Consider the following 6,729-nt stretch of genomic DNA (forward strand, 5'->3'; position numbering starts at 1 on the left):
CGTGCCGTAACCGAACCCGGCGCGACTCGCGCCTTCGTCGTCCGCTATGTTCTCCACCCACACCACAGCGCAAGGCACGGGGATCCGCAGCCTGCCGATACCAAACCCCGGCACTACCACGGAGCCGACGACGGCGTGATCACCTTCAGCGCGCACGCTGAGGCCCGCGCACCGGTGAAGATCCCAACCAAGGATGGCTCCGGAGAGTCTGTTGAAGGAATCCTGGCCGTGTCCAACGTCGATCCGATGGCGGAGAGGACGGAAACCGGCGGGCCACCGCCCCCATTGGGTGAGGCCGGTTTCCGGGTAGGTGTACTCCGGGCTGATCAACCCTGTGCCAGCCTGCTCCAGCCAAGCGCTTCGCGGTCTCTCCGGGTCAAGGAGGCCACCACAAGGTCATAGGAATCCTCGATCATGTCCCGGATCATGTCATCGAGGAGGTTGCCGGTGCAGTCCACGCCGTTCCAATGCGTTTTGTTCATGTGATACGCCCCGGCGATTTCCGGATGGGCCGCCCGGAGCTGCTCAGCCAGCGCCGGTTCGCATTTGAGACTCACGGACAATTTTGGGTGGTCGAGGTCGGCCAGAGCAAACATCTTTGCGGGACCGCCCGCGGCGCGGACCTTGAACACAGAGGCTTCCGGGCCAAAAGGGAAATCCTCGAAGGCGCCGGGCAGATCGAGGCAGGTTTTTTGCAACTTTTCTGCGTCCACATGATGAGCGTACCCCCGGTCGGTGAGACTATGAATACAACACTTATTGCGAGGAGATTTTTCAATGGGCGAGGTCAAGAGGCAGGCCAAAAAGGCAGCCGGCGGCGCGGAAGACGTGTCCGAATCAAAAGCTTTTGAGACGGCGGCACGGGTTGGATACGCGGCGAACGGTCTGATGCACATTCTGATCGGGATCATTGCGGTGACAATTGCCACCGGGGGCGGCGGAAGCGCCGACCAGTCCGGCGCGATGGCGGCGCTGGCGGGCCAACCGGGCGGGATTTTCCTCCTGTGGTTCGGCTTTATCGGATGTATCGCTCTGGCCCTGTTCCAGCTGAGCGAAGCAGCCTTCGCGTGGAAGGGCTTGGAGAAGAAGGACAAGTGGGGCAAGCGGCTGAAGGCCATCGGTCAGGCGATTGTTTACGCTGCCGTTGGGATCACTTTCGGCATCTACGCACTCGGCGGATCCACCGACAGCGGCCAGACCACGCAGACTTTCACCTCGATGCTGATGGCCAACCCCGCTGGTGCAGTGCTGCTCATCCTGGTGGGGATCGGCGTCATAGCCATCGGCGGGTACTACGTCTACAAGGGTGCAACCAAGGGCTTCCTCAAGGATCTCCGGAAGACTCCCCGGGCTCCCTGGAACACCGTGCTGCGTGTCCTCGGGATGACGGGGTACATAGCCAAGGGTGTGGCTTTGGCTGTTCTTGGCCTGCTGTTCATCGTTGCCACGGCCACTAACAACCCAGAGGAGTCAACCGGGCTCGACGGCGCTCTGAAGTCGCTGCAGGAACAGCCGTTTGGAGCGGTGGTCCTCGGCGTGATTGCGTTGGGCCTGATTGCCTACGGCTTGTACAACATAGTCCGGGCTCCACTCGCCAAAATGTAGCCGGTCAAAGTCCCATTCGCGGTGCCTCGATTGCGGGGCAGGTATCCATCACAACGTCCAGTCCCGCGTCGGCGGCGCGCTGGGCAGCTGCCTCGTCGATGACGCCCAATTGAAGCCAGACGGCCTTCGCACCGACGGCGATGGCCTGGTCAATCACGGCGCCCACCTTGGTTGAATTAACGAAGCAGTCCACCACGTCAATGTCGCCAGGGATATCGGCCAGTTTTGTGTAGCCCTTTTGACCGTAGACGTCGTCGCCCTTGAGACTGACCGGCACAATTTGCATGTCCAGTCCGTCCATCAGGAAGCGTGAGACGCCCATTGCGACGCGCCGTGGATTATTGGACAGCCCGACGACGGCCCAGCGCGCCGGTCTGGACAGGAGTTTTCGGATCAGGTCGGGGTCATTTTCATGGGGCACGGCCGTGCTGCCTTTCAGTTGGCGGTCAGACTGGGACGGACTGTTTTGCCCTGACTGTTCCGGATCCACGGAACGTCCGCCGGTACATGGCCGGGGAAGTGCCCAGGGCCTTGTGGAAGTGGTGACGGAGCAGTACAGCCTGTCCAAAACCGGATCCGCGGGCTATCGCGTCGATGCCCAGATCCGTCTCCTCCAGCAGCGCCTGTGCCCGCAGCACACGCTGCGCGTTGAGCCAGGCCGTGGGGGTGGTTCCCGTCTCTGCCTTGAACCGGCGCGCGAAGGTTCGCTCGGACATATGCGCGCGGACGGCCAGTTCGCCGACCGGCTGCTCGCGTTCGAGATTGCTTTCCATCCAGACCAGCACGTCCTCCAACGTGTCGCATTCGACAACAGTCAGAGGCCGGTCAATGTACTGTGCCTGTCCGCCGGCCCGGTGGGGCGGCACCACCATGGAGCGTGCAATTGAGGTGGCCGCCGCCGCGCCGAGTTCCATTCTGACCAAGTGCAAACACGCGTCGATGCCGGCCGAGGTACCGGCGCTGGTGATAATGGTGCCGTCCTGGACGTAAAGCACATTCTCGTCCACTGCGACCTGCGGATACTGGTCCGCCAGTTGGCGGGAGTACATCCAGTGGGTGGTCGCCCGCCGCCCGTCCAACAGCCCCGCCTCTGCAAGCATGAACGCAGCACTGCACACCGAGAGAATCCATGCGCCGCGCCTGTGAGCCGCTTGGAGTGCCCGGTGCACAGCGGCGGTGGCGGTACTGTCGCCCGACGCGGGAATCACTATCACCAGGTCTGCCCGCTCGGTGGCCGACAGATCCTCGGTGACCACAACCGAGAACCCGGTCTTGGTGGGCAGCACTCCGGGCTTGGGAGCGCAGATGTGAAAATCAAACGCGGGGAGATCACCTCGCCCGGAACGGTCTATGCCAAAAATCTCGCATGCAACCCCGAATTCGAAGGGCGCCAGCCCTGGCTGAACAATCACAGCAACGCTCTTGAGCATGAGTCCAGTATGGCTGAAAATCGGCGCTTGCGTAAGATCCCGCCAGCACTGTCAGTCGGTGATGGTGGAAGGTGGGGTGCCAAGGTCCGCGAGATCATCCCAGAACGACGCCGGCACGTCGGTTGTGCGCATCCGTTCCAGTTGGGCAATGCGTTTGATCGACGAGATTCCGACGACGGTGGAATCGACCAGCGGCGAGCGCAGCGAAAACTGCAGAGCCGCCGTCGGGAGATCGATGCCGTGGTCCGCACACAGGGCCTCCACGCGTGCAACCCAGGCAAGAAGTTCCGGCGGGGCGTCGGTATAGGCGTAGGTTGCACCGCTTGCGGAGCCCCGAGCAAGGAGACCGCCGCCGAAGGGTGCCGCGTTGAACACCGCCATCCCACGCTCGACGGCGTCTTCAATCAACGGCGCTGCACTGCGGTCCACTAGCGTGTCCGCGTTGGCGGCATCGGATGAGCCAGTGCGTCCGCTTCCTCGACCGATCGAAGATCGATCTCACGCGCGAGCGTCTGCATCGAAACCCCGCCCTGCGAATCGGAAACCGCAGGCGTATCCGATCTTATGACCGCACCGCGAACCGTCACTCCACCACTGCGCAATAGCATCCGACCGATCTCGCGGGCATTGTTGAAACCCCGCCAATCTGTTGCCCGTAGCTCAAGTATGTTCACAACGGCTTCCAAATCACCGATGTCAAGGGCCATTGACAAGTGCCCACGGGCGATCTACGGGGTCACCCCTTCAAGATGAACATACCGTCGGGTTCGGTAAAGGTGTTCATAACACCTGGTTTCGCATAAACGCTCACCGACCAGGCTCAGCGCTATAACGTCCTCGGAAGAACGATCCTTCGAATGCTCAGCACCAAGAGCCTTCAAGCCCAGCATTAGCTTCTGAGATCGGCTGCTTTTTGATGTAGAGGATTCGGGGACCCCGCCCCTCATCTGCGATACAAGCATCCGAACGCGAGCACTGTCGACGTAAAGGTATTCCCGAAGATCCGGAATTTCAGTTTCAGGGAGGTTAGCCATGCTTTGATGTTAGCCAACGGCTCAGACAGTAGGTCGTTTACAGCGAATTGCCGATACCAGCGCATCGATCGACCTGTCATCTTTGACCCTATGGCTGAATCAACCGGTTTAGTCGAAACCCGCCAAACTGCCCGCAGCTTGATGTGAAACAGGTTGAAACCTCACGTGGGCCAGTGGAGGCGCGACGAGCTTCGCCGTTAAGTATGTTCACCCTGATTTCACGGCCTCGGCTGGGTTACAGTTCTGGCATGGCAACAATTTCCCGGACAGTCCAATGGACCTTGCTCACTGACCTCAAAACGGCCCTTGAGGTGCCCCCTCCGGCCGTTCAACAGGCGAAGTTCACCGTGAAGTCTTTAAGTCCGAACGAGATCGCTGTCGATGTCTCTCAAGCACTTTTCAGTAATCAATGGGCCGCGAAGATCAACGGCGCCATTATTCAAGACGCCAGTAAGACTCACATCGAGTGGCGTGTCGACGGACTTGGGAACAAGCACTACAAGCACCTGATCAAAATCTCCGATGGGCTCCCGGAAGGCCTTCTTGATGATCATGGAATACAGGAAGCGGCGAGTCGCGTAGCCCTTCGCATCTTCGGCCGTAAGGAAATCGCCCACCTCGCCAATGTTCTAGACCGCGGTGAGATAGTGAACGCAATCGGAGTGGGCAGGTTCGAGAATAAGGCAGGAATCGCTGCGGCAACGGACCGCCGGCTGCTCTTCATGGAGAAAAGCATCGGTTCGGAAGATCTCACATCCTTCTCACTCGGAGCCATCCAAGCAATCGATCTGAAGAAGGCGCTCGGGGGCGAAACCCTAAGCATCAACCACTCCGGAACAAAGGCGGCGATCACAGCGCTCGGACACGGGCAGGGCGACTCACTCATTCGTGCGATCCGTGCAGCCCAGACTGCGCCCGCACCCCATCAGCCAGCGGTAACACCGACGGTCGATGTCATCGGACAACTTGAGCGCCTCGCCGAACTCCACACGAAGGGGATTCTGAACGACGAAGAGTTTCAAGCACAAAAAACAGTCATCCTCTCCTCCCAGGGATAAACCAGCAATCGACCAAGCGCAAGCACAATTTTCTCGGCAATGCGGTGCCATACCTGTGGAATTCCCAGTAAGAATCCGGCCCGTTTTAACGTTGAGTGGGTTCGTCACAGCTCACGTTGCGGGCGGCTGGGTCCAAGGTTGTGAAACCGCCAAGTGGTTTGATGCCACTGAACAAGGCCATGTTCTCCAGGTTGTCGCGTGTGAAGAGCTCTGTGTAGGTCATCCGCTTCTGCAGGGATGGCCGCTGTCCTGCCATATTGAATCCGGCCCAGGCTTGGATTTCGGGGTCGATCCCTACCCCAGTAAGGTCAGCTTCAACAGCGAAGCGCGAAATTATATTGCTCGTGGTGAAACGTCCGACTACCAGCTCGCCAACGATTTGGTGGTATGGCTTCACTGACTCGTCAAAAGTAGCCGTTACGCCGTCGGGGAGGCGTAGACGGATTCGATGCACGCCGACCCTTCCCAACCCCACGTGAAGGCTTCGGTGTCGATCGGTGCGGGCAAGCTCATGGATCCAATAGAAGAGGTTGCTTTCCGGCCCGTGAGGAGACTGATAAGGCTGAGCTGCCTCAACCTTATCCAGAATGTCTTTCGGAACGCCAGATAACCGCTTGCGTTGGCTAGCGTATTCCTTCGCCGTCGAGCAGATTGGGTATTGGATTCGTTCAGCCAGCGGAGGCGGATTTTGCCCGGTGGCTGATGCGACCCACGCATAGAGACCGTTATCTAGCCTCGCCCTTTCATGAGGAGCGGAGTCCAGGGGCGTGTTCAAAAGGCAGAAGGTGCCTCTGACCTGCGAAAATAGTAGTTACCACACTGTTTTTTTCAACGGATCATGGAGACACCCTCTTGGTGAAGAATTCTACCGGCTATTACCCTGGCATCGGTGTTGACGGGCACGGTACCGGGATCGTGTCCCAGGCCGGGGCCGTCTTGCTGACCGAAACCGCCACAACGCTCGGCCTGCCCAGGGCAATGAGCCAGGCGCTGGCGCCGTGGCGTAAACCCTTTGCCCGGCACGACCCGGGCAAAATCCTCCTCGACCAGGCATTGAGCCTTGCCATGGGTGGAGACTGCCTGGCCGACGTGGACCGGCTACGCACCCAGCCGGGCGTCTTTGGCCCCGTGGCCTCGGACCCGACCGTCTCCCGGCTGATCAGGGACCTCGGCGCAGACAACACCGTCGTGCTGAAAGCCATCAACGCTGCCCGCGCCCGGATACGCGCCCGGGCCTGGGAGGCAGCAGGGGACGGCTCGCCCGTGGCCGGGGCCGGCGTTGCGGCACCGGTGGTCGTGGACCTGGACGCTTCACTGGTCACCGCCCACAGCGAAAAGGAAAACGCGAAACCCACCTATAAGAAGGGCTTCGGGTTCCACCCTTTGGCCGCATTCGTAGACCACGGCGCCGACGGGACCGGGGAACCCCTGGCCATGCTGCTTCGGCCCGGTAACGCCGGCTCCAACACGGCCGCGGACCACATCAAAGTCACCGAAGCCGCCCTGGCCCAGCTGCCGGACGGGTACCGGTCCGGGCGTTCCACGATGATCCGCACCGATTCCGCCGGCGGCACCCACGAATTCCTGAACTGGCTCACCGAT

The 6,729-nt window shown here is 60.5% G+C and carries 8 protein-coding genes; 3 read left to right on the forward strand and 5 right to left on the reverse strand.

All coding sequences use genetic code 11. The features are described from left to right. Window positions 1-330: DUF1990 family protein (locus Y708_RS0101270; RefSeq protein ID WP_028278533.1), on the reverse strand; the 330-nt coding region annotated here is incomplete at its 3' end. Continuing rightward, window positions 327-713 (reverse strand): MmcQ/YjbR family DNA-binding protein, encoded by a 387-nt coding sequence (locus Y708_RS0101275; RefSeq protein ID WP_028278534.1) that lies wholly within the window; start codon window positions 711-713, stop codon window positions 327-329. The genes Y708_RS0101275 and Y708_RS0101270, both read right to left, overlap by 4 nt. A gap of 64 nt (window positions 714-777) precedes the next feature. Here Y708_RS0101275 and Y708_RS0101280 point away from each other — a divergent pair, with 64 nt between their 5' ends. After that, entirely contained in the window at window positions 778-1,605 is an 828-nt protein-coding gene (locus Y708_RS0101280; RefSeq protein ID WP_028278535.1) for a DUF1206 domain-containing protein, read from the forward strand. Window positions 1,606-1,609: 4 nt separating this feature from the next. Here the strand turns inward: Y708_RS0101280 and Y708_RS0101285 are convergent, their stop codons facing one another. The 3 genes from Y708_RS0101285 to Y708_RS22130 are packed head-to-tail and all read right to left on the reverse strand — an operon-like array spanning window position 1,610 to window position 3,464. After that, entirely contained in the window at window positions 1,610-2,026 is a 417-nt protein-coding gene (locus Y708_RS0101285) for a CoA-binding protein (RefSeq protein WP_028278536.1), read from the reverse strand. A gap of 25 nt (window positions 2,027-2,051) precedes the next feature. Then, the gene (locus Y708_RS22125) at window positions 2,052-3,035 is read right to left on the reverse strand and encodes a GlxA family transcriptional regulator (RefSeq protein ID WP_051478398.1); all 984 of its coding nucleotides are present in this window, start codon (window positions 3,033-3,035) and stop codon (window positions 2,052-2,054) included. Window positions 3,036-3,086: 51 nt separating this feature from the next. Continuing rightward, the gene (locus Y708_RS22130; RefSeq protein ID WP_051478399.1) at window positions 3,087-3,464 is read right to left on the reverse strand and encodes an aldo/keto reductase; all 378 of its coding nucleotides are present in this window, start codon (window positions 3,462-3,464) and stop codon (window positions 3,087-3,089) included. Between the two features lie 853 nt (window positions 3,465-4,317). Between Y708_RS22130 and Y708_RS22135 the strand changes: the two genes are divergently transcribed. Both Y708_RS22135 and Y708_RS0101320 read left to right on the forward strand, forming a co-directional pair. Continuing rightward, window positions 4,318-5,127, forward strand: a complete 810-nt coding sequence (locus Y708_RS22135; RefSeq protein ID WP_216699706.1) for a PH domain-containing protein — start codon at window positions 4,318-4,320, stop codon at window positions 5,125-5,127. Between the two features lie 855 nt (window positions 5,128-5,982). Further along, window positions 5,983-6,729: IS1380 family transposase (locus Y708_RS0101320; protein ID WP_035774952.1), on the forward strand; the 747-nt coding region annotated here is incomplete at its 3' end.

Origin of the sequence: Arthrobacter sp. H5, from assembly GCF_000520595.1 — a bacterium.
Classification (GTDB): domain Bacteria; phylum Actinomycetota; class Actinomycetes; order Actinomycetales; family Micrococcaceae; genus Arthrobacter_D.